This window comes from Thalassospira lucentensis MCCC 1A00383 = DSM 14000 (assembly GCF_000421265.1).
GTDB lineage: Bacteria > Pseudomonadota > Alphaproteobacteria > Rhodospirillales > Thalassospiraceae > Thalassospira > Thalassospira lucentensis.
Window position 1 is genome coordinate 859504 of the sequence record NZ_ATWN01000001.1, and the last position, 20145, is coordinate 879648.

The 20145-nt window shown below is 60.4% G+C and carries 20 protein-coding genes and 1 pseudogene; 15 read left to right on the plus strand and 6 right to left on the minus strand.

The window, feature by feature from the left end; all coding sequences use genetic code 11:
* Positions 1-6: 6 nt before the first annotated feature.
* The 3 genes from K355_RS0104110 to K355_RS0104120 form a co-directional block, all read right to left on the minus strand.
* Positions 7-1434 carry an aldehyde dehydrogenase family protein gene (locus K355_RS0104110; RefSeq protein ID WP_022730840.1) on the minus strand — a complete coding sequence of 476 codons (1428 nt, stop codon included), beginning with the start codon at positions 1432-1434 and terminating at the stop codon, positions 7-9.
* Between the two features lie 16 nt (positions 1435-1450).
* Complete coding sequence (locus K355_RS0104115) at positions 1451-2356, minus strand: VOC family protein (protein WP_022730841.1); 906 nt, start codon at positions 2354-2356, stop codon at positions 1451-1453.
* A 92-nt stretch (positions 2357-2448) separates the two neighbouring features.
* A complete protein-coding gene (locus tag K355_RS0104120) occupies positions 2449-3303 on the minus strand; it encodes a fumarylacetoacetate hydrolase family protein (RefSeq protein WP_022730842.1) in 855 nt (284 codons plus the stop codon).
* Positions 3304-3558: 255 nt separating this feature from the next.
* Between K355_RS0104120 and K355_RS0104125 the strand changes: the two genes are divergently transcribed.
* Positions 3559-4254: a GntR family transcriptional regulator gene (locus tag K355_RS0104125; protein ID WP_022730843.1), complete on the plus strand. Its 696-nt coding sequence runs from the start codon at positions 3559-3561 to the stop codon at positions 4252-4254.
* Between the two features lie 473 nt (positions 4255-4727).
* Here K355_RS0104125 and K355_RS26275 read toward each other — a convergent pair.
* Positions 4728-5437 (minus strand): annotated as a pseudogene (locus K355_RS26275) (IS5 family transposase); the annotation flags it as partial.
* Positions 5438-5697: 260 nt separating this feature from the next.
* Here K355_RS26275 and K355_RS0104140 point away from each other — a divergent pair.
* From K355_RS0104140 to K355_RS0104175, 8 genes are all read left to right on the plus strand, one after another.
* Entirely contained in the window at positions 5698-6831 is a 1134-nt protein-coding gene (locus K355_RS0104140; RefSeq protein WP_022730844.1) for an alcohol dehydrogenase catalytic domain-containing protein, read from the plus strand.
* Positions 6832-6892: 61 nt separating this feature from the next.
* On the plus strand, positions 6893-7432 hold the full coding sequence (locus K355_RS0104145) for a cupin domain-containing protein (protein WP_022730845.1): 540 nt from the start codon (positions 6893-6895) through the stop codon (positions 7430-7432).
* A gap of 139 nt (positions 7433-7571) precedes the next feature.
* On the plus strand, positions 7572-8789 hold the full coding sequence (locus tag K355_RS0104150; RefSeq protein WP_022730846.1) for an amino acid ABC transporter substrate-binding protein: 1218 nt from the start codon (positions 7572-7574) through the stop codon (positions 8787-8789).
* A 3-nt stretch (positions 8790-8792) separates the two neighbouring features.
* Positions 8793-9653 (plus strand): branched-chain amino acid ABC transporter permease, encoded by an 861-nt coding sequence (locus K355_RS0104155; protein ID WP_022730847.1) that lies wholly within the window; start codon positions 8793-8795, stop codon positions 9651-9653.
* Positions 9654-9665: 12 nt separating this feature from the next.
* The gene (locus K355_RS0104160) at positions 9666-10601 is read left to right on the plus strand and encodes a branched-chain amino acid ABC transporter permease (protein ID WP_211219012.1); all 936 of its coding nucleotides are present in this window, start codon (positions 9666-9668) and stop codon (positions 10599-10601) included.
* Positions 10594-11313, plus strand: a complete 720-nt coding sequence (locus K355_RS0104165) for an ABC transporter ATP-binding protein (protein WP_022730849.1) — start codon at positions 10594-10596, stop codon at positions 11311-11313. The genes K355_RS0104160 and K355_RS0104165 overlap by 8 nt, the downstream gene beginning before the upstream one ends.
* Positions 11306-12013, plus strand: a complete 708-nt coding sequence (locus K355_RS0104170; RefSeq protein ID WP_022730850.1) for an ABC transporter ATP-binding protein — start codon at positions 11306-11308, stop codon at positions 12011-12013. The genes K355_RS0104165 and K355_RS0104170 overlap by 8 nt, the downstream gene beginning before the upstream one ends.
* A gap of 30 nt (positions 12014-12043) precedes the next feature.
* A complete protein-coding gene (locus K355_RS0104175; RefSeq protein WP_022730851.1) occupies positions 12044-13066 on the plus strand; it encodes an MBL fold metallo-hydrolase in 1023 nt (340 codons plus the stop codon).
* 13 nt (positions 13067-13079) lie between these two features.
* Here the strand turns inward: K355_RS0104175 and K355_RS0104180 are convergent, their stop codons facing one another.
* Positions 13080-13973, minus strand: coding sequence for a LysR family transcriptional regulator (locus K355_RS0104180; RefSeq protein ID WP_028791313.1), 894 nt, complete (start codon positions 13971-13973; stop codon positions 13080-13082).
* Positions 13974-14097: 124 nt separating this feature from the next.
* Between K355_RS0104180 and K355_RS0104185 the strand changes: the two genes are divergently transcribed.
* Genes K355_RS0104185 through K355_RS25335 form a run of 6 tightly spaced genes read left to right on the plus strand, consistent with a single transcriptional unit; the run spans position 14098 to position 19855 of the window.
* Positions 14098-15288 (plus strand): cytochrome P450, encoded by a 1191-nt coding sequence (locus K355_RS0104185; RefSeq protein ID WP_022730853.1) that lies wholly within the window; start codon positions 14098-14100, stop codon positions 15286-15288.
* 12 nt (positions 15289-15300) lie between these two features.
* A complete protein-coding gene (locus K355_RS0104190; RefSeq protein ID WP_022730854.1) occupies positions 15301-15618 on the plus strand; it encodes a 2Fe-2S iron-sulfur cluster-binding protein in 318 nt (105 codons plus the stop codon).
* A 13-nt stretch (positions 15619-15631) separates the two neighbouring features.
* Positions 15632-16741, plus strand: coding sequence for an S-(hydroxymethyl)glutathione dehydrogenase/class III alcohol dehydrogenase (locus tag K355_RS0104195; protein WP_022730855.1), 1110 nt, complete (start codon positions 15632-15634; stop codon positions 16739-16741).
* A gap of 2 nt (positions 16742-16743) precedes the next feature.
* Positions 16744-17583, plus strand: a complete 840-nt coding sequence (gene fghA, locus K355_RS0104200; protein WP_022730856.1) for an S-formylglutathione hydrolase — start codon at positions 16744-16746, stop codon at positions 17581-17583.
* A gap of 16 nt (positions 17584-17599) precedes the next feature.
* A complete protein-coding gene (locus K355_RS23075) occupies positions 17600-18835 on the plus strand; it encodes an NAD(P)/FAD-dependent oxidoreductase (RefSeq protein WP_022730857.1) in 1236 nt (411 codons plus the stop codon).
* 21 nt (positions 18836-18856) lie between these two features.
* Positions 18857-19855 carry an SRPBCC family protein gene (locus tag K355_RS25335; protein WP_022730858.1) on the plus strand — a complete coding sequence of 333 codons (999 nt, stop codon included), beginning with the start codon at positions 18857-18859 and terminating at the stop codon, positions 19853-19855.
* Positions 19856-19954: 99 nt separating this feature from the next.
* On the opposite strand, the gene K355_RS0104220 is transcribed toward K355_RS25335, so the two are convergent.
* Positions 19955-20145: IS3 family transposase (locus K355_RS0104220; RefSeq protein WP_022730859.1), on the minus strand; the 191-nt coding region annotated here is incomplete at its 5' end.

A 20145-nucleotide genomic window follows, 5' to 3' on the forward strand; every position in this document is an offset into this window, starting at 1 on the left:
ACCGGATTAACCGGCGTTGATGTATGCTGTTTTGACGGTCGAGTAGAACTCACGGGCATAGGCACCCTGTTCACGTGGTCCAAAGCTCGACCCTTTGCGCCCACCAAAGGGCGTGTGGAAATCGACACCCGCCGTGGGCAGGTTGACGGTGACCATGCCCGCTTGCGACTTGCGGCGGAAATCGCTGGCGTGTTTGAGGCTGGCCGTGCAGATGCCCGAGGTGAGGCCGAATGGCGTGTCGTTCGCGACTCTCAGCGCCTCGTCATAGTCACGGACGCGGATCACCGCCGCGACCGGACCAAAGATTTCCTCGCGTGCGATGGTCATGTCGTTGGTGCAGCCGGTGAACAGGGCAGGGCGCTGGAAGAACCCCGCCGTCTCGCGGCTCAACACCTCGCCCCCGATTTCGCGCGCGGCGCCTTCGGCCTCGCCCTTGGCGATGTACTCCAGATTGCTGTCAAGTTGGCTCTGGTCGACGACGGGACCGATCTGCGTGCCGTCGTTGAGGGCATGACCAACATTCAATCCCGCAATGGCGTCCCTCAGGGCGGCGACGAAGCGGTCGTGAATGCCCTCGGTGACGATCAGCCGCGACGAGGCGGTGCAACGCTGGCCGGTCGAGAAATACGCGCCGTCCAGACAAGCACGGACGGCGGTGTCCAGATCGGCGTCGTCGAGAACCACCATCGGATTCTTGCCGCCCATCTCAAGCTGGAAGCGGCGCTGCCTCTTGGCTGATTCCATGGCGATCATCGCGCCGGTTCCGGTCGAACCCGTAAAGGAAATCGCGTCCAGATCGCCCTCGATCATGGTTTGGCCGACGCTGCGGCCGGGCCCCATCACAAGATTGACGACCCCGGCTGGGGCGCCCGCGCGGTGAATGATGTCGACAAGAGCATGGGCCGAGGCAGGCACAAGGCTCGCCGGTTTGAATACCACGGTGTTGCCATGCGCGAGCGCGGGCGCGATTTTCCACGCGGGGATTGCGATGGGGAAGTTCCACGGCGTGATAAGACCGACGACACCGGCGGGTTCGCGCGTGACGGCGACCTCGATGCCAGGCCTGGTGGAAGCGCCGGCTTCGCCGGTCAGGCGCAGCGCTTCGCCCGCGAAGAAATCGAAAATCTGGGCGGCCCGTCCGACTTCGGCGGTGGCTTCCGCCCGGGTCTTGCCTTCTTCCCGGGCAAGCAGTGCGCCAAGCTCGTCGCGACGCGCCATGAGTTCAGCGGCGGTTTTGGAAAGGATCGCGTGACGCTCCAGCGGGGCCGAAAACTGCCAAGTGTCGAAAGCCGCGCGTGCGGCGGCGATTGCATCAGTTGCGTCCTGCGCTGTGCCGGACGCGAAGTCGCCGATCACGTCGGACGTATCGGACGGGTTGATGTTCGGCACAGCCGTGCCGTTCACCCATTCCCCTGCGATCAGATTGCCATGCATCGCCGCCGCCTTTCGCTTAGCCGAGTTTCATGAACGGGTGGGCATGTTCGCGCCATTCAAGCGGTGCGGGCGTACCCCACACGTTCATGTCGCGCACGTTGCCGGGGCGTTCGAGATTGGTGATGACGCGCGGCTCGAAATTCGCGTCATCGGCGACGGTCGCCATCGGCCCGGAAATCTCGACTATGCAGTTCGAGCTGTCGACGTAATAGGCATAGGTATTGTCGCCGGGACGGTGGCGGCCCGGACCCCAGAGGTACTGACGGTCATGACGGTCAAGGATATCGCCCAGACGGCAGTACATGTTGAATTCGGTGAATTCGAACGAGTAGTGGTGCAGCCCCGGCGCGGTGCCTTTGACAAGGCCGAAAATGTGGTGCTGGCGGTTGCCGCCATAGTACCAACTCAGCGCGTAGTTCACCATGCGCTCGGACTGGCGCACGTCGCCAATGGCCATGAGCTGCGCGGCCGTCGCCTCGGGGTCAGGCGTCAGGATGTTCATGTGGTCCAGCCGACGCGGGCCGACACCATGAGTGTCGTAGCGCGGAACGTACATGTCATCGCGGGTGGGGGTGTGGATCTCGAAGCGAAGCCCCTCGGGCGTGTCGAAGGTGACACCGGCCTGCACGCAGTCCATCGACGGCTCTTGCGACACCAGTTTGCAGCCCGCTGCCTCGACTCGCGATGCAGCCTCGCGCACGTCCTCGACACTTAGAGCCTCAAGCCCGATCGTGTTGACCGAGTTCTCTTCTGCTTCGACCAAGACAAGCTCGGCTGCGCGCCCGTTCGAGCTGAGCCAGACTTGGTTGTCGACCTCTCGGGTGACGCGCAGACCAAGGATGTCCGTGGAATCGCGCACCATGTCTTCGATGCGGTTGGTGTTGAGTTTTACATGTCCGGCGGCATGAACGATCTGGGCCATCTGGCTCCTCCCATTGATGTCTGCGTTTTCGCGCTTCGAAAGTCTGCATACAGGCAGAGTCGCTTGAAATCAACAATTTTCGAAAAAAATAATTATTGCGAAAATAAAGGGGCGCGCGGGTCTGTGTCTTGCCGAACCACATTGCGCAGTGTGCCGAGACCCGAAATCTCGACCTCGATGACGTCACCATCGCTCAGGAATTCCTTGGGATCGCGTGACGACCCAAAGCCCGAAGGTGTGCCGGTCACGATCACATCGCCCACGTGCAGCGGCGCGAAGGTGGAGATATAGGAAATGAGCCAAGGGATATCGAAGATCATTTGATCCATCGCAATGGCCTGTTTCACGACACCGTTGACCCGCGTTTCGAGGGCGAGTGCGGTCGGGTCGGGGACTTCGTCGGTGGTGACCAGCCAAGGGCCGAAACCCGCGCTTTGATAGAAGTTCTTGCCGGGTGTGAATTGCGTGGAATGTTTTTGCCAATCGCGGACGCTGCCATCATTAAAACAGCTGTAGCCGGCGACGTGTCGCATCGCTTCCGCGCGTTCGATCTTGTGACCCGGCGCCCCGATGATGACGGCAAGTTCCCCTTCGAAATCATATTGTTCCGAGTGCGCTGGCTTGATAACGGGCCGGTCGTGGCCGGTTTGAGCGTCGGCGCAGCGGGTGAACATCAATGGAAAGGTCGGGTCGGGCTTGCCCGCCCGCGACGGCTCGTGAAAATTGGTCGCTACGCAGAAGATCTTGGATGGATCGGTGATCGGAGGGAGCAATTTGACAGCACTGAGCGGAATCGGTTTTCGCGAGTCGGACGTGGGCGTTTCATCCTTCATAACGGCAGGAAGGTAGGCGCGCAGGTCTGCGGCTGCGTCGATGGGCTGGATCATGTCCTCGCGAACCTGTCCGAAACCTCGGCTGCCCAGATATTCGAATGTTACAAATTTCACGGTCCCTCCTAAAGGGTCGCGTCCAGGCGGACAGCATTTGAGTTTAATTATCTGATGATGTCATAAATTTACGAAAAAACAAGCATGTTTCGCATAAGCAGGTGTGCTAGTCTGGATGCAAGGTAGGGAAAATCCAGTAGATTTGCGAAATTTTTCCTGTCGTTTTGTGTTTGCTAGCGCTACTTTGTGCTGACAAGCCATGTTCCGTTCGCGTCATGCGTGCGGTTCCAAGTCGGATAAACGGAGGCAGCTGAGATGAAGACGAAAGGCGAAACCCGCGCCAGTGATGTACACACTCGCATGCGTGCTGACATCTTGAGCTGTGAACTCAAACCTGGCGACAAGCTGAGATTCGAAGCCTTGAAAGACCGGTACGATGTGAGCTTCTCAACGCTGAGGGAGGCTTTGGCCCGGCTCTCGGCAGAGAGCCTCGTTGTCTCGGAAGGTCAGCGCGGCTTTGTCGTCGCCCCGGTATCCATTGCTGATCTCAAAGATCTAACCAATGCCAGAGTTCTGCTTGAACGCGAAGTGCTGCGGCTGTCGATGGAATATGGTGACGATAAGTGGGAGGCCGATATACTGGCGAGCTATCATCGCATGGACAGGCTCCAGACCCGCCTCGGCGCTCACTACTATTTCGACGAGGAGTGGGCCCGTCTTCACGGTGCGTTCCACAGGTCGTTGGTTTGTGCCTGCAAGTCGCCTGTATTGCTTGATATGCGTCTCCATCTGTTTGATCGCGCAAACCGATATCGCCGCATGTCCTCCCAGTTCAGAACAAAATGGCGCCCCAAAGACGTGGAGCACAAAGCAATCATGGACGCCACGCTCGACCGCGAACCCGAAGCGCTGGACCTGATCGGACGTCATATCCGTGAAACGACCGAAAACGTCATCGAGTTTGCCGGACATCTTTTTGTGCAGGATGAAGTCACGGCTTCAGTCGTATAGCGAAGACTTCGGCGCGTTAGGTCAGTCCGACGCTTGTACCCTAATACTGTTTAGTTATTTGATAGCGCTCCCGGGTTGCTGGGTTGGTGCGTGATCCTCATGCCGGTGACCTGTTCGTGTTCGGGGGGAGGCTCGCTTCCGAATACCCTCTGGCACGATGGCGTCGGCATGTCCCTCTATGCCAAGCGGCTCCAGAAGGGAGCTTCATCTGGCCGGTTCCGAAGGACGGAGTGGTTGCGATCTCGACGGCTCAACTGGCCTATATGCTCGATCACTCATGTCGATGCCTCTCCTTGTCAGGCTGACTGATTCTCAGATCCAGGTTGGAAATGGTGTGGTTTCGAAGACAGTGCGCCGCATCGAGCACAGATGAGGCGTTGGGAAACAGGTAAGCCTGCTTGTCTTCCCCCTGGAACTGGGCCGCGCACAGCCACGCGAAGCAGGTCGCCTAGGGTCTGGACTCAATTTGCCCATCATCTGATTGCAAAAATCCTGACCATATTGAGGAAGTTTTCTGCACACTTTTCGTATCGTGTAGTGAGCCGCCTCATATCCTTCATGCGACAGAAAAAGCGTTCAACCAGATTGCGTTTGGCGTAAAGGCCAGCATCATGGGGGATCGGCTTTTGGGTATTTACCTTGGCGGGGATCACCGGCAAAGCCCCTTCATCCACTATCTCTTGACGGATACGTGCACTGCCGTAGGCCTTGTCGGCGACAATGGCCAATGGTGGTTTTGACCAATTCAGGAAGCAGTCGATCATCTTGCTGTCGTGGAGTTGTCCGCCACTGACCGCAAGGCGTAACGGGCGGCTGAGTACATCTACAGCGGCGTGAACTTTACTTGTCCTGCCGCCGCGTGAGCGTCCAATACCTTCTGCCAGTTCCCCTTTTTTGACCCAGCCGTTGCGCGGTGAGCCTTCACAGTCGAACTGTCGATAAAGACAAGGGCATCTTCATCTTCTGATGCCAGGGCCTCGAATATATCGCGCCATATGCCGCGTTCTCCCCAGCGGACATAACGATTATAGACCGTCGTAGGCGGGCCATACCTTCCCGGAAGATCCCGCCAGGGCGCGCCGGTTCGAAGAATGTAAAAGATGCCATTGAGAACTGTTCTGTCGTCGCGCCGCTTCGGCCCTCGACCGTCAACCGGAAGAAGCGGAGCAATGATCGCCCATTCTTTGTCGCTCAAATCAAATCGTGCCATGTGATTACTCCCTTTCCCAAAGGGTGAATCACATTTCGAATATAAATTTCAAGCGTTCCAATTGGGTTCAGACCCTAGTCGCAGCCCTCACCGAAGGGATAATCTTCTCCCACATTCTTACATAATTTCGAAAAAAATTTGATCTGTCGTAAAAACTGTGAATAATGGGCGTCAAGAAAGAATTTGGGCCGTGCTTTTTAGTGTGTTCGGCCTTTTGTTCAGGGGAGGAAATCATGAACGCGAAAGTAGATGTGATTCCGCAGACCATGACGGCTGCGCGAATGCATGAGGTGGGTGGAGAGCTCAAGATCGAGGAAGTTCCGACGCCAAAACCCGGCTCGATGGATGTATTGGTGCGTGTTCGCTCCTGCGGCATCGTGCCGAACCTCGGCAATATCCTTGCAAACTGGCCCACGTGGTTCCCGCACATGCCGCTGCCGCCTCTGCCGGCGATTTTCGGTCTGGACCCCACTGGCGAAATCGCCGCTGTAGGTGACCAGGTGCACAACCTCAAGCCGGGCGATCGGGTCTACGTGAATCCCGGCCGGTCTTGCGGATCGTGCCGCCATTGTCGCCGCGGCGACGGCCTGTCTTGCCAGCACTATGCCTTCCAGGGCTATTTCGGCTTTTCCGAACATGCATTGCAGACTTATGGCGACTACGACACCGGCGGTCTTGGCGAATATATGACCGCCCCGTCCAACGCGATCGTCAAGCTGCCCGACAATCTCGGCTTCGACGAGGCGGCGCGGTTGGGCTACATGGGTACTGGATACTCCGCGCTCAAGAAAACTGGCGTGGGGCCGACCGACACCATCTTGGTGAATGGCATCTCCGGGACGCTCGGGATTTCCTGCGCGCTGTTTGGCCTGGCTATGGGCGCCAAGAAGATCCTCGGGACCGCCCGCAACAAGGACTTGCTCGCCGAGATCAAGGCGTTTGCACCGAACCGGATCGAGACCTTCTCGATCAACGACGGCGACATCGAAGCGTGGGCACGCAGCCACACCGAGAACGGCGAAGGCGTCGATGCCTTCATCGACTGCAACGGCCCGGGTGCCGGTCACGATGCCTTCCTGCAGGGTGTCCGGTCGCTGCGCCGGGGCGGTATCGCCATCGATATCGGGGCGGTCATGGGCGAGATTCCGATGGATATCCACACGATGATGGACCGCAACCAGCGGTTCCAGGGATCAGCTTGGTTTACCACGCATGAAGGCCAGGAGATGGCCGACATGATCGGCTCGGGTATCGTCGATTTCTCGATCCTCGAAACCCAGGTGACGCCGCTGGCGGACGTCAACACGGCGATCTCGGGAATTGCGGAGCGCCACGGCGGCTTCTCGAACTTCGTGATCCGTCCGTAAGAAGTTCATGCCCGGCCTTGGGAAGGCCGGGCATTTCCAAACTTGAAGGGAGGAGATCCCAATGCAAATCAGACGTGTCGTCACAGCCAAGAACGAGGCAGGCAAGTCCGTCGTAGTTTCGGACGGCCATTCGCCGCGCGAGATGGTCTTTCAGCACACCAAGGGATTCGTCTCGTCGCCACTGTGGATGGTGGATGAAACCCCCGACCTGACCAAGGGCCATGCGGAAACCATGGACGGTGACGGTTCCGTGCTCGCCCCGGCTGGCGGTGCGACCTTCCTCGTTGTCACTTTCCCGCCGGACTCGGTCGTGTTCGAACCGGGCTGGGATCCGGAAAAGGCCGGGATGGAGCACGCTCAGGCCGCGCCGGGGATCGTCGATACATTCGAAATGGAGAACCCAGGCATGCACACAACCCCGACGCTCGATTTCGCGACGGTGGTTGCAGGGGAGGTCGTGCTGGAGCTTGACGACGGCAAGACCGTGACGCTCAAGGCCGGCGACACCGCTGTCCAGCACGGCGTCCGCCACGCCTGGCGCAACCCGAGCAACGAACCGGCGACCGTGTCCTTTGTCATGATCGGCGCCAAGACCGAGTGATCGCGAACAGCTGACGATGAGGGTGGCGAGCCGGTTCACGGCTTGCTGACAGACCGCTCACGAAAGGCACCGGTCAAGAGTGCCGCACGCTCCAATCGGGCGTGATGACTTCGTAATGCCTATTCCAAGGGAGGAAACCATGGATTTCAAACGACGCGGCCTGCTGGCCGTCACCGCAGCCTGTGCGCTGGCCCTGACCTCTGTTGCAGGCATGGCCATGGCGCAGGATCGTACTTCTGTCCGCATCGGCTATGCCGTGTCCAAGACCGGCGTCAACGCGGCGGGTGCCAACACCACGACAATCCCGAACTATGAACTCTGGGCGAAAGATGTCGAAGCGGCGGACGGACTGACCTTGCCGGACGGATCGAAGCTCCCTCTCGAGATCATCGCATATGACGACCGTTCGGCGACCGAGGACCTCGTGCGCTCGGTCGAACGCCTAGCCCGGCAGGACGAGGTCGATTTCATCCTCGCGCCGTGGGGCACCGGCTTCAACCTGGCCGTTGCACCGCTGTTTGCGCGCTTCGGCTATCCGCAGCTTGCGGGCACGTCGGTCGTTCCGAATATCGACGGCCTCTCGGACCGCTGGCCCAACAGCTTCTGGCTTCTTGGTTCGTCCGAGGCTTATGCACATGCGCTTGTCGACGTGCTGCAACCGGCTGTCAACTCCGGGGAGCTGAACGGCAAGGTCGCTATGATCTCCATCGCGGACGGCTTCGGGATCGAACTGTCCGCTGGCGCGCGCGACGCGTTCGAAGAGGCTGGGTTCGATCTTGTCATGGACAAGACCTACCCGCTGGGAACGCAGGATTTCGCGACACTGTTGCAGGAGGCCGAAGCCAGCGGCGCGGACATCTTCGTGGCCTATTCCTACCCGGGCGACACTTTCGCGATCACCGCGCAGTCCAAGCTTTCGTCTTACAATCCCAAGGTCTTTCATCCTGGGGTCGGGACCAACTTTCCGATCTACGCGCCGATGAACGACGGCAATGTAGAGGGCGTCATGAGCCTGGGCGGGATCGACGCGAACAGCCAGGCGATTCAGGACTACAGGGCACGTCACGTCGCGCTTCTAGAGAAGGAGCCCGACAGCTGGGCCAGCCCGGTGATCTATGCTTCGCTTCAGATGCTGCAGCAGGCCATTGGACGCAAAGGCCTGGACCGGGAAGCGGTAAGTGAGGAGCTGGCCAGCGGCACGTTCGACACTATCCTCGGCTCGATCTCTCTGGAGGAGAACCAACTCAAGGACATGTGGTATATTGGACAGTGGCAGGATGGCCTCTTCGTCGGCATATCTCCGACCGATAAGCCCGGCGCTGCGGACGCCACCATTCCCAAACCTGACTGGAACTGAGGGATGTTTTTCTCGACACTTGTCATCGGGCTTGTACTGGGTGGGACCTATGCGCTGATCGCGCTCGGACTCACCATCCAGTACGGCATCGCCCGGATCATGAATCTGGCCTATGGCGAGATTACCATCGCCGGGGCGTTCTTCGTCTTCCTTCTCGTATCCTCCATGGGGCTCAGCCCGTTGCTCGGCTTGGTGCTCGTGGTTCCCCTGGGGTTCGCCCTGTCCTGGCTGCTCTACGGGATCGTGTTCCATCCGCTGGTGAAACGCGCATCCCATGCCGGACAGCTTGAGATCGACTCGATCCTCGTGACTTTCGGGCTGATGTTTTTGGCCCAGGGTCTCTTCACCATGTTCTTCGGGTCCGAATTTGCCGGCTACAGCTGGCTTCAGACGCCGGTCAATCTGTTGGGGGCCAAGATCGCCGCCGGTCGCGTGCTGGGTCTGCTGATCGCCGTGCTGATTGGCGGGGGCCTGTGGCTGGCCATGCAGCGCACCAGATGGGGCGTCAACCTGCGGGCGGTGGCCAACCACCCTGAATTCGCCCCGCTGGTGGGCATCAACCGCAACAGCGCCGCGCGTGTGGCCTTTGGCCTGGGCGGTGCCATCGCGGCGGCGGGCGGAGCGGTGATGTCGATGTACCAGCCCTTTACCGCCGTCGACGGGGGCTTCCTGACCATGAAGGCGCTTGTGATCGTCATCATGGGCGGGGTCGGAAATCTGGGCGGTGCCCTCATGGCGGGCCTGATGATCGGGGTGGTCGAAGCCTATGTGTCCTACGCCATCGACCCCGGCCTCACGCTTGCCGCGACCTATACGATCTTCCTTGGCGTGCTGTTGTGGCGCCCCAAGGGCCTGTTTGCCTGAAGAGGATAGGATATGATGAAGACCTTCGGAATCCTTACCTTTCTGGTGCTGGCGGTCGGCATGGCCGTGCTGCCGCTCGGGATCGGGGACTACGGTCACGGCGTCCTTGTCGGCATGATGAGCTACATCGTGCTCGCCTCGGCCTGGGCGCTCTTCTCGGGGCCGACGCGCTATGTGTCGCTGGCAACCGTGGCCTTTTTCGGCATTGGTGCCTACACGGTGGCGGTTTTGGCCGACCATCTGCCGTTCGGTGCGATCCTCGTGGTCGCCGGGAGCATCGGGCTGTGTGTCGCGCTGCTTGTCGGGTTGGCCACGCTGCGTTTGGCCGGGATCTACTTCGTAATCTTCAGCTTCGGGCTGGCCGAACTGGTGCGCCAGCTGATCACCTGGTTCGAAACCAGCGTGAACCATACCCTCGGCCGTTACATCTTCATCGAGGTGTCGACCGCGCAGATCTACTGGATGCTGCTTGGCCTTGGTATCATCACCCTCGGGCTGCGCTGGTGGATCGGGAACAGCCGCCTCGGTCTCGCCGTGAATGCCATCGGCGATGACGAAACGGTGGCCCGTCATGCGGGCGTCAACGTCACAGGCGTGAAGCTGGCGCTTTTCGCGGTCTCGTCCGTTCTGATCACGCTGGCCGGCGCGATTCAGGCGCCCCGCTGGACCTATGTAGAACCTTCCATCGTCTTCAACCCGACGATCAGCTTCATGACCCTGGTCATGGCGCTTTTGGGCGGGCCGGGGCGCCTTTGGGGACCGGTTGCAGGCGCTGTGCCGCTCTACTTCCTGTTCGAATGGATCGCCACGCGCTTTCCCGATCAGAACGCGATCATCCTCGGACTGGTTTTCGTCGCCATCGTCTTTCTTGTGCCCGGCGGCTTGTTGTCGCTGATCGACAAGTGGCGTGCACGGGCACGTGCAGCAGGGGAACAGGCCCATGCTTAAGGTCGTCAATCTCACGAAACGCTTTGGCGGGCTCGTGGCCGTTAACGGTGTCGATTTCGACGTCGAGCAAGGCGAAGTCGTCGGCCTGCTCGGGCCGAATGGGTCGGGCAAGAGCACGGTGATGAACCTGATTTCGGGGGCTTTGCCGCGCACCTTGGGCGAGATCGACTTCGACGGGCAGCGCATCGACGGCAAGCCGCCGCATCGCATCGCCAAGCTCGGCCTGTCGCGGACCTTTCAGCTTGTGCGGCTGACGCCCTCGCTCAAGATCCGCGACAACGTGATCCTGCCACTTGCCTTTGGAGCTTTCCCGGTGTTCGGGAGCGAGGCGGTGAAGCGCGCCGATGCCGCACTCGAACAGGTCGGACTGGCAGGCCGTGGCGATGGGCCGGTTCAGGATCTCAATTATATCGATCAGAAGCGGTTGGAACTGGCGCGCGCAATTGTGACCAATCCCAAGATGCTACTGCTGGATGAATGGATGGCCGGGCTCAACCCGACGGAGCTGCGCACCGCGATGGATTTGATCGCGGGGCTGCGCGACAGCGGCATGACCATCCTGCTCGTCGAGCACATCATGGAGGCCGTCCGCGCGCTCTGCCCGCGGTGCATCGTGATGAGCGCGGGCACCAAGATCGCCGACGGTCCAACAGAAACTGTGCTCGCCGATGCCGATGTCATCGAAGCTTATCTGGGGAAAGCGCATGTTTGAGGCAAAGAACATCTCGGTCCGTTATGGTAAGCACCTGGCGCTCGACAATGTGTCGCTCAGCGTGGGCGAGGGCGAATGCGTCGTCATCCTTGGCGCGAACGGTGCGGGTAAGTCGTCCCTGCTCAGAGGGATCACCGCGTTGTCTCCGCGCGCACCGGGCGGGTCGGTTCACTATTGCGGGCAGGACATCAGCGACGTTCCGGCCTTTGGTATCGTTGAGCTGGGCATCGCCCATGTGCCCGAGGGGCGCGGCGTATTCACCAAGATGAGCGTCGAGGACAACCTGCGTCTCGGGGGCAATCCGGTACGGGCGCGGGGCTCGCTGAATGAGCGCCGCGACGAGGTGCTGGAGATGTTCCCCAAGCTCGCTGAACGCCGCCGGCAGATTGTCGGCACGATGTCAGGGGGCGAACAGCAGATGGTCGCCATCGCCCGTGCGCTCATGTCACAGCCGGACCTGTTGCTGCTCGACGAGCCGAGCCTCGGTCTCGCCCCGATTGTCGTCGGCGAGATGTTCGAGACGCTCAAGCGGGTGCGCGACACCGGCATGTCGATCCTGATCGTCGAACAGAACGTCCATGCCAGTCTCAACCTCGCCGCGCGCGGCTACGTGATTGAGGCAGGCCGGATCGTGGGCGAGGGCGATGCGAACACGCTGATGAACGACCCGGTGATCTCGGAGGCATTCCTGGGGCACTGACATCCACACCATTTGGGAGGAGAGAAAGAGATGACACGAGAAAAGATGACACAAACTGGAGTGCTTGGATCAGGTGTCCGGGCAGTGATGACGGCCGCGACACTCGCACTTGCCATCGTGACGCACGCGGCTCCCGCTTCGGCTCAGGACGCCGGGGCACCGGACGAGCGCGCGCTTGTCGTCACGCTCTTGGGCACCGGGACGCCTTTGAACGAACCGGACCGGTTCAGCTTTTCAAACCTCATTCAGGCCGGCGGCTTGAACCTGCTGATAGATGCCGGGCGCGGTACGAGCATTCGGCTCGGCCAACTCGGCATTCCGCTAGGCAAGGTCGATGGCGTGTTTATGACCCATTTCCATTCCGATCACACGATCGGTCTGGGGGACCTTTTCGCGACGGGGTATATCCGCGTGCCGACCCTTGGCGGACGGACAGAGCCGCTAGAACTTTATGGTCCCGCTGGGACCGCGCGGCTCGCCGAGGGACTGCGGCTTGCCTTCAAGTCCGACATTGATACCCGCATGCTCGATGAGGGCGTGCCCGAGGCTGCCACGACCATTAATGCGCACGAATTCGACGAGGGGCTTGTGTTCGACCGGAACGGCGTGCAGGTGACGATGTTCAGGGTGCTGCATGGCGAGCGGATCGATCCCTCGGTCGGTTATCGCGTCGAGTATAACGGTCACTCGGTCGTATTCAGTTCCGACACGAAATATGACGAGCGGGTCATTGAGGCGGGTCGCGGTGCCGATGTTTTGGTGCACGAAACCGGCGCAGCGCCGCAGGATGTCATGGACAATCCAATCATCCAGAACATCTTAGATCATCACACGAGCCCCGAGGATGTCGGCCGTGTCTTCAGTGAGGCGAAGCCGGGTCTTGCCGTCTATTCCCACGTCGTACGGCTTTTCGGTAAGGACGGGCGGATTCCGATGCGGGAGATCGTGGACCGCACGCGAACGACCTATTCGGGACCGCTTGTCGTGGCCGAGGATTTGACACAGATCATCATCGATGAGAAGGGTACGACGCTGCTGCGGGGTGGTCTCTGACCCTCCGCATCGCTCAATTGCCCTGAAGACGCTGCGCGTTCTGCCCCAAGATTTGGCGAACCCATTGGTGCGGGCCGGAATGATGGGTCCGCTCGGTCCAGTACATGTCGATGGCGATGGGAACGTCGATCGGGAAGGGCAGGATGACGAACTGGTCCGAGAACTCCCCGGCGAGGCGTTGCGGAATCGAGGCGACGAGCGGGCTGTCGAGCAGCATATCGGCGATGTTGTCGTGGCTCGGCACCGACACCACGGGTCGGATATCTATTCCCTGATTGCGCAGGGTCGGATAGAACATCGCCTCCCATTGGCCGTTATGCGTCACAGCGAGATGCTGGGCGTCCGCGAACCGCTCAAGTGTCATCGGAACATCGGCGAGGGGATGCGCGCGGTCCACCACACAGATGTAGCGGTCGGTGAAGAGATGCCTTCGGTAAAAGATGTCGCCCAGAATACTGACCGGCCCCAGGACGATGTCGACGCTGTTTTCAGTCAACTGGCGTTTTCCGTCAACCGCCGCCTCGTACAGGTGAACCCGCAGGTTCGGGGCGGCTGCGCGCAGGCTGCGGATGGTCTCGGGCAGGATCGAGCGGCGTTCGTGGTAGTTGCACGAGATCACGACATCGCCTGTCGCATGGGCCGGGTCGAAGGGCGCGCCCGCAGCCAATCCATCGAGCCCGTCGAGGATCGGGCGCAACCTGTCGACGATCTCGCGGCAGCGGTCGGTCGGTGTAACCCTATGTCCCGCGCGCACGAAGAGAGGGTCGGCGAACGTTTCGCGAAGGGATTTCACGACATAGCTGGTGGTCGACTGATTCACGCCGGTCAGCTTCCCCGCTTCGGTAAATGAGCGTTTGTCATAGATCGCGACCAGCGTTCTGAGCGCGTTGACGTCCAGTTTTCCCATATCTTTCAAGGTAAAGGCTCCTTCCAAATTTGGATCGAAAATATCAATCTATCAGATCAAATCAATCATATTGTTAAATGACGAAATTCAGGTAATTTTCGAAAAATTGCTTTGGGAGGAGCATATGGAAAGCAAGATTTCTGGCACAGATATTCCCATCATCGACGATATCGTGTTCGAGGACCTGATGCGGGATCCCTATCCCGTCTACAAGCGCGCGCAGGCCATGGGCCCGATCGTTAGGATCGAGGCCGCGAACCTGTTGCTGGTGACGCACTTCGACGACATTCTCGAGATAGAGCATGACCCGGAAACCTTTTCGTCCGACAACCCGGAATCGAACGTGGTCAAGCTGTTCGGTCCGAACCTGATGCGCAAGGACGGGGAGGCGCATAAACGCGAACGCAAGGCGATCGAGCCGACCATGCGACCTGGCACCGCGACCCGCTGCTGGGGGCCGGTGCTCGAAGGTATTGTAGACGAGGTCATCTCCGCTTTCGAAAAGAAGGGCGAGGCCGACCTGTTCGACGCCCTGGCCGCGCCGATTTCCGGACGAGCGCTCGCCGCCGTCGTGGGCTTCGACGATGTGAGCTGGCAGACCATCGCGGCCTGGTCACAAGGTATGATGGATGGCGCGGGCAATTATTCGGGCGATCCGAAACTAACCGCGCGCGCCCTTGAAGTCAGCCGCGAGATCGAGGCGGCCGTGGACCGCAACACACGGCGTCTGCTGGAGGCGCCTGACGAATCGTTGCTGTCGTCGATGCTGCAGGCGGGGCTCACCACCAAGGAAATCTACGGCAATACCAAGGTCGCGGTCGGCGGTGGCTACAACGAGCCTCGCGATGCGATCCTGTCGCTGATCTACGGGCTGCTTCTGAACCCCGACCAGAAAGACAAGGTCGTTGCCGACCCGACGCTGTGGCAACCCGCGTTTGAAGAGGCCGTCCGCTGGATTTCTCCCATCGGGATGTATCCGAGGCTTCTGACCCGCGATGTCGAAATCGGCGGCCACACCGTGCCCAAGGGGACCCAAATTGGCTTGTCCGTGGCCGCCGCCAACCACGAGGAGCCCCGTTTCGAGGCGCCGCAACGCTACAATGCTTTCCGCCCCAAGGCGCAACATCTGGCCTTTGGCTCGGGCTCGCATTTCTGCGCGGGCACCTGGGTGGCGCGGGTCATGGTGACGAGGATCGTGGCGCCTCAGGTCTTTGCCCGACTGAAGAACCTGCGCCTGAAAGATCCGGATCTAGTGACAATACGCGGCTGGGTATTCCGCGGCCCCACGTCGCTGCCTGTTGTTTGGGACGTTTGAGAGGAGACATAAATGACGACGCTTACATTCATTCAGCCGGACGGTTCCGAAAAATCCGTCGCGGCAACCGAAGGCCGCAGCCTGATGGAAATCGCACAAGGGGCCGGTGTCGCGGGCATCGTCGCGGAATGCGGCGGTTCAGCCGCTTGTGCCACCTGCCATGTGGTTCTGCCGCAAGACGTGTTCGACCGGCTTGGGCCTCCCGAAGAGCATGAAGAAGACATGCTCGATTTCGCCGACGCCCCCAGAGAGCCCTGCAGCCGACTGAGCTGTCAGGTGAACGTGACTTCCGACATGGACGGTATGACCGTTCGCGTCCCCGCAGCCTAAGGACCTGACACAAATGAAAACACGCGCCGCCGTGGCCTTTGAGGCCAAGAAACCGCTTGAGATTGTCGAGATCGACCTCGAAGGCCCGAAAGTGGGCGAAGTTCTCGTGGAGATTATGGCCACGGGCATTTGCCACACCGATGCCTATACACTGGACGGGTTGGACAGCGAGGGGCTGTTTCCCTCGGTGCTCGGCCACGAGGGCGCGGGCATCGTGCGTGCCGTTGGCGCGGGTGTGAAATCGCTCAAGCAGGACGATCACGTGATCCCGCTCTACACCCCCGAATGTCGCCAATGTAAATCCTGCCTGTCTGGCAAGACCAACCTGTGTACGGCGATCCGCGCGACGCAAGGCCAAGGCCTGATGCCCGACGGCACCTCGCGGATGAGCTACAAGGGTGAGACGATCTATCACTACATGGGCTGCTCGACGTTTTCGAACTTCATCGTCGTCCCCGAGATTGCGGTCGCCAAAATCCGCGAGGACGCGCCGTTCGACAAAGCCTGCTATGTTGGCTGCGGTGTGACAACCGGTGTGGGCGCGGTGACCAATACCGCGAAAGTCGAAGCCGGCGCCAATGTTGTGGTCTTCGGGCTTGGCGGGATCGGTCTCAACGTGTTGCAGGCCGCGCGCATGGTTGGCGCTGACAAGATCATCGGCGTGGACCTCAACAGCGACAAGAAATCGTGGGGCGAGCAGTTCGGCATGACCCACTTCGTCAACCCGTCCGAGATCGACGGCGACATCGTCGAGCACCTCGTTGCGCTCACCGATGGCGGCGCGGATTACACGTTTGACTGCACGGGCAACACCACCGTGATGCGTCAGGCGTTGGAGGCGTGCCACCGCGGGTGGGGTGTCTCCACCGTGATCGGCGTGGCCGAGGCGGGCAAGGAAATCTCGACCCGTCCGTTCCAGTTGGTAACAGGCCGCGTTTGGAAAGGAACCGCGTTCGGCAGCGCGAAGGGGCGCACGGATGTGCCGAAAATCGTGGATTGGTACATGAACGGCAAGATCGAGATTGATCCGATGATCACCCATGTGCTTGATCTTGAAGACATCAACAAGGGTTTCGACCTGATGCATGCGGGTGAATCCATCCGTTCGGTCGTGGTGTTCTGATTATGGGATTGGAGACGGTTTCCACCAACCGTGCCCATGGCGGCACGCAAGGGGTCTACAAACACGCCTCCTCGGAGACCGGGACGGAGATGGAGTTTTCCGTTTTTGTGCCCGATCACGAAGAGGGCGCGAAGCTGCCTGTGGTGTTCTACCTCTCGGGTCTGACCTGTTCGCAGGCCAATGTGACCGAGAAGGGCGAATTTCGCCGTGCCTGCGCCGAGCTTGGTTTGATCTTTGTCGCACCCGACACATCGCCGCGTGGCGAGGGGGTGCCCGACGATGCCGAAGGGGCCTATGATTTCGGTCTGGGTGCAGGGTTCTATGTGAACGCGACTGAGGCGCCGTTCGATCGGCACTACAAGATGCGCGACTACATCGAGCGGGAGTTGCCCGATTTGATCGGCGCCGAATTCCCCGCCGATATGGATCGTGTGTCGATCATGGGGCACTCCATGGGCGGCCACGGCGCGCTGACCATCGCGCTGCGTAATCCCGAGCGGTACAAGGCCGTGTCGGCATTTGCGCCGATTGTCTCCCCGCTGAATTGCCCATGGGGTGAGAAGGCGCTGACGGGCTATCTCGGTGCGGACCGTGGAGCATGGCGTGAGTATGACGCCTGTGCGCTGATCGAGGATGGTGCGCGTCTGCCGGAGATCCTTGTCGATCAGGGCACGGCGGATAACTTCCTTGAGGGACAGTTGAAGCCGGAGCTGTTGGCGGAGGCCTGTGCGGCGGCGGATCAGTCACTGACGCTGCGGATGCAGGAGGGCTACGATCACTCGTATTTCTTCATCTCGTCCTTCATGGCCGATCATCTGGAATGGCACGCGGTGCGGCTATGAACAGGAGGTGCAGAATATGAATCGCGTCGTGATCGTCGGAGCCGGGCAGGCGGGACTATCCTGTGCAGCGAAGCTCCGCACCGAAGGGTTTGAGGGTGAAATCAGCCTGATCGGCAACGAGGCGGATGCGCCTTATCAGCGACCGCCCCTGTCGAAAGCCTATCTGCTTGGGAACCTTGCCGCCGACCGGCTCTTGCTCCGGCCCTTGGGGTGGTACGAAGAGCAGCGCGTGACCTTGCGCACAGGTGTCGAGGTGGCTTCCCTGGACCGCGCGGGCAAGAGGGTGACACTCTCGACGGGCGACACGCTCGCCTATGACGCTTTGGTATTTGCTACCGGCGCCGAGGCTCGTCCTTTGCCGGACACTCTATTGCGCGGACGGAGGGGCGTTCATACCATACGGGACCGCGCCGATATCGAAGCCCTGCGTCCGGAGCTCGACGCGGCGTCCAACGTGCTGGTAATCGGCGGCGGCTATATCGGGCTTGAGATTGCAGCGGTTACGCGCGGGCTTGGCAATGAGGTCGATTTGGTCGAGGCAGCCCCGGTCATACTTGGCCGCGTGGCTTGTCGTGAAACCGCGCTGTCGATTGCGGCTCTTCACGAAGCGCGCGGCGTGCGCCTGCATATCGGGCAGGGCGTCGCTTCGCTGTCCGGTCAGGGCCGGGTAACCGGCGCGCACCTGACCGATGGCACCGAGATCGCAGCGGATGTCGTCATCGCGGGGATCGGGGCGGCCCCGCGCACCGCACTTGCCGACGCCGCCGGACTCGACATTTCGAACGGAATTCTAGTCGACGCTTGTGGGCGCACATCCGATCCTTCCATTTTTGCCGCAGGTGATTGCGCCTGCTACCGGCTGCCCGATGGTGACCTACGCCTGGAAAGCGTGGGCAATGCCATCGACACGGGTGAAGTTGTCGCGCGTTCTATTCTTGAAAACGGCGCAGGATACACCCCGAAGCCGTGGTTCTGGTCGGATCAGTTCGATCTAAAGCTCCAGATCGCCGGACGCGCTCAGCCCGATGACCAGGTGGTGGTACGGGAGGCCCCCGGCGAGGCCAAGTCGCATTGGTACTACCGCGAGGGGGCCTTGGTGGCCATCGACGCGCTGAACGCGCCACGCGCGTACCAGGTCGGGCGCAAGCTTATCCTTGAGGGGCTGTCACCCAGTCCCGAAGTGATCGCGGATGCGTCACGCCCCATCAAGGACATCTTCAACGCAACCCGCGCGGCGCTGCCCGCGATTTGACCTGTGGATAAGGAGAGATACATGGAAGAGACGCTCGATACCGAAATCACGATCGAAGCTCCGGCACATACCGTCTGGGCGGTTCTGGACAACATAGCCCGATATCCCGACTGGAACCCGCTGGTGCCAGAACTGCGGGGCCGGACAACGGTCGGGAAGCAGGTCGAAGGCGTGCTGACCCGAGAGGGAATGCCAACCGTGCCGCTCAAGCCGACGCTGACCGCAATCGTCGGCGCGAGAGAGCTGCGCTGGCTGTCTGAGCGCCCGACGCCGGGCGAGTTCAGGGCCGAGCATTATTTCCTTCTGGAGGAAACCGGCAACGGCTCGACCAGATTGATCCACAACGAGGATTTCGCAGGCACGTTCCTTGAGCAGGTCTGGGAGCCGATCAACACGCTCGGTCGCGCGGCCTATGAAAAGATGAACGTGGCGCTCAAGGCACGCGCGGAAAACTATGCGAGCGAGATTCCCGCGATCCACCCGACGGCGGATGCCGGCAGCTACACCTCCGAATCCCTTGAGGGGAAGACGATGCGCTGCGGATGTGCCATCGCGCCGGTCGAAGTCGCGATCAATGCGCCAGTCTATCACAACCACCTGTGCGGCTGCTCGAAATGCTGGAAGCCCGAGAACGCGCTTCTCGCAATGATCGCTGTTGTGCCGGCAGGCAATCTGGAGGTCATCGATGGCGGCGAAAAGCTAGAGGCGGTGGAGAAGGATCTGAAGATCGTCCGGTACGCTTGCCGCGATTGCGGCTCTCACATGTTCGGGCAGGTTGAAGATGTGGACCACCATTTTTTCGGGCTGGATTTCATTCATCCCGAGCTGGTCGACGGCCCCGCGCCGCGCCTCGAATTCGCCGGCTTCGTATCGTCCCTCGTCGAAACCGGCACCGAGCCCGCGCGCATGAGCGCCATACGCGCGCGCCTGTCGGATCTGGGCATTCCGTTCTACGATGCCTTCTCGCCAGAGATCATGGACATCATTGCCTGGCATAAGGTCAAGCTGGCCAAAAGCTGATCGCCGGCGCTCCCTCGCTTAGTCCGGGGAGCGTCGCCTCACAAGAATCGTGTCGAGATGCGACTGAATAGCCCCTGAAATTGTAGACACCTAGTTTGATCAGATTTGTCGTCTTTCGAATTCGACGGGAGACAACATCCCGTTGGTACTATGTTTGCGCTTCGGGTTGTAGAACATTTCTATGTAATCGAAGACATCCTGACGTGCCTCATCCCGTGATTTATAGACCCTGCGGCGGATGCGTTCGCGTTTAAGCAAGTTGAAGAAACTTTCGGCAACAGCATTGTCAT

Coding starts and splice junctions, on each gene's coding strand:
- K355_RS0104190 (WP_022730854.1), top strand. CDS start 15,301: ATGACGACGCTTACATTCATTCAGCCGGACGGTTCCGAAAAATCCGTC.
- K355_RS0104125 (WP_022730843.1), top strand. CDS start 3,559: ATGAAGACGAAAGGCGAAACCCGCGCCAGTGATGTACACACTCGCATG.
- K355_RS0104165 (WP_022730849.1), top strand. CDS start 10,594: ATGCTTAAGGTCGTCAATCTCACGAAACGCTTTGGCGGGCTCGTGGCC.
- K355_RS23075 (WP_022730857.1), top strand. CDS start 17,600: ATGAATCGCGTCGTGATCGTCGGAGCCGGGCAGGCGGGACTATCCTGT.
- K355_RS0104185 (WP_022730853.1), top strand. CDS start 14,098: ATGGAAAGCAAGATTTCTGGCACAGATATTCCCATCATCGACGATATC.
- K355_RS25335 (WP_022730858.1), top strand. CDS start 18,857: ATGGAAGAGACGCTCGATACCGAAATCACGATCGAAGCTCCGGCACAT.
- K355_RS0104195 (WP_022730855.1), top strand. CDS start 15,632: ATGAAAACACGCGCCGCCGTGGCCTTTGAGGCCAAGAAACCGCTTGAG.
- K355_RS0104110 (WP_022730840.1), bottom strand. CDS start 1,434: ATGCATGGCAATCTGATCGCAGGGGAATGGGTGAACGGCACGGCTGTG.
- K355_RS0104145 (WP_022730845.1), top strand. CDS start 6,893: ATGCAAATCAGACGTGTCGTCACAGCCAAGAACGAGGCAGGCAAGTCC.
- K355_RS0104170 (WP_022730850.1), top strand. CDS start 11,306: ATGTTTGAGGCAAAGAACATCTCGGTCCGTTATGGTAAGCACCTGGCG.
- K355_RS0104140 (WP_022730844.1), top strand. CDS start 5,698: ATGAACGCGAAAGTAGATGTGATTCCGCAGACCATGACGGCTGCGCGA.
- K355_RS0104115 (WP_022730841.1), bottom strand. CDS start 2,356: ATGGCCCAGATCGTTCATGCCGCCGGACATGTAAAACTCAACACCAAC.
- fghA (WP_022730856.1), top strand. CDS start 16,744: ATGGGATTGGAGACGGTTTCCACCAACCGTGCCCATGGCGGCACGCAA.
- K355_RS0104160 (WP_211219012.1), top strand. CDS start 9,666: ATGATGAAGACCTTCGGAATCCTTACCTTTCTGGTGCTGGCGGTCGGC.
- K355_RS0104155 (WP_022730847.1), top strand. CDS start 8,793: ATGTTTTTCTCGACACTTGTCATCGGGCTTGTACTGGGTGGGACCTAT.
- K355_RS0104180 (WP_028791313.1), bottom strand. CDS start 13,973: ATGGGAAAACTGGACGTCAACGCGCTCAGAACGCTGGTCGCGATCTAT.
- K355_RS0104150 (WP_022730846.1), top strand. CDS start 7,572: ATGGATTTCAAACGACGCGGCCTGCTGGCCGTCACCGCAGCCTGTGCG.
- K355_RS0104175 (WP_022730851.1), top strand. CDS start 12,044: ATGACACGAGAAAAGATGACACAAACTGGAGTGCTTGGATCAGGTGTC.